General features: G+C 46.3%; 1 protein-coding gene and 1 pseudogene. Both read left to right on the forward strand.

Annotation, left to right across the window (positions count from 1 at the left end; all coding sequences use genetic code 11):
- Positions 1-1,026, forward strand: a 1,026-nt coding sequence (locus tag ACFIMC_RS04510; protein ID WP_375680887.1) for a Bgr_08870 family protein, incomplete at its 5' end; no start/stop codon positions are given.
- Positions 1,027-1,164: 138 nt separating this feature from the next.
- Positions 1,165-1,817 (forward strand): annotated as a pseudogene (locus ACFIMC_RS04515) (phage tail protein); the annotation flags it as partial.

Genomic DNA, 1,817 nt, shown 5'->3' on the forward strand with positions numbered 1-1,817 from the left:
ACCTTTGGCAGTGCTGTCTCACTGTTAGGCGCGCATCAACATAAAACCGAAGATATCGTGGGGCTTGATGATTTTAGAGCCAAGATTAATCAAGATATGACCAGCTATGGGCGCCTCACAAGCCCAAATGAATGGCAGAATTATAATAAATTTACCAGCAAAGTCACCATGAGTGGTGGCTTAGAACTTTTGGGTAATTCGTCGTTTAGCCTTATTCATAATGGTGAAACGGTGACAAGTTTAAGCACAAATGGAAGTACCTTGAAAGGACCTTTGAGAGTTGATGGTGAAGCTGTTTATACCAAGGTGCAAGTGGATGCTCTTTTGGATGCTTTAATCAAAAAGCGTAAAGAAGAGTACATTGAAATCGTTATGTTGCAGAGTGGTAATATTCCTTGGCCTGATGGGGTGACAGATGACACTGATATTGAAATCATGGCTTGGGGAGGTGGCGGGAGCGGTGGCCAACGTGGAGGAGGAGGTGGTGGTGAATGTATTTCTTTAAAGATTCAAAAACGCCAATTACAGAATAATGATGTAGTGGCTATTGGAAAAGGCGGATATGGAAATGGTGTTAATGGTGGTAATACGCTAGTTGGTTCTATTCTTACAGCACGGGGTGGTAAGGGGAATAACGGTTATATTGGTGGAAATAGTGGTGGTGGAGTTTCAGGTGGTTATGGAACTGCAAGTGGTAGTAATAATAATGGTTATGCGGGAAAAGAACATCCTTGGCATGGAGGCGGAGGAGGTGGTGGTGGCTTTAATGATAGTTGTGGCGGTGATGGAGGGGATAGTACCTATGGTGGAGCAGGTGGAGGTGGGAGTGGTGGGAGTGGTGGTAGTGGTATAGCTAATAATGGAGGTAAGGGAGGAAAAAGCCAGTATGGTGGCAATGGAGGAAGCGGAGCTGAAAAAGGATATGGCGGCGGTGGCGGTGGCGGTTATCGAGATGGTGAAGATGGAACAGTAAATGGTGCTGGACGGGGTGGTGATGGCGCAGTTAAATTAAAGATCTTTGTATAAGCGCGTTTAAAGGCTTGTATGCTCTTCCGTCTTTAAGTCCCCTTTAAAGCCCTTTAAAAGGGCTTTTTGACTGACAGTGTCAGACTTATGAAAGGGAGCTCTTGTTGTTATGGTCTCTTCATTGATTTGGAGAGCAAAATGGCAATAGAATTTAATCATGGGATTCGCATTGTAGAGGCTGGTGAGGATTCCCGTCCTTTAGCAACATTTGATCAGACCGCCATTGGAGCGGTTGTTACAGCCCCTGATGCTGACAACCAAGTTTTTCCCCTTAACGAGCCTGTGTTGGTCTTCACCCATGAGACAGAAAAAATCCAAAAGCTTGGGCGAAGGGGAACGGCTCTTGATGTGATTAACGCCGTGTGTGCGCAGGGGATTGAGGCACAAATTATTCTTGTGCGGGTGGAAGAAAAATCAACCATTGCTGAGACACAAACTGAGATGGTGGGATCAAACGCTCACCTGACCGGTGTGCACGCCTTGGCTCATGCGCGTGGGCATTTAGGTGTGGAACCTGGGATTTTACTGGCACCGGCTTATAGTGCAGGGCGGATTGACAATGGCAAAAACCCCGTGGCAGACGCTTTGGAACAGGTTGCAGAAAAGCTACAAGCGATTGCGGTTTTTGATACGGGGGGTAAAAACACGCAAGAAAGTCTTGCCTATCGTGCAGATTTTTCCTCACGCTTTTGTTATTTGATTGATCCCTTTGTACGGGTGGCAAATCGTGAGGGGGGTGTTAGTGTTAAACCCGCAAGTCCTTTTGCAGCAGCCATGTTTATCAAACGTGA

Source organism: Bartonella sp. AP21QHHD, assembly GCF_042196205.1.
GTDB lineage: Bacteria > Pseudomonadota > Alphaproteobacteria > Rhizobiales > Rhizobiaceae > Bartonella.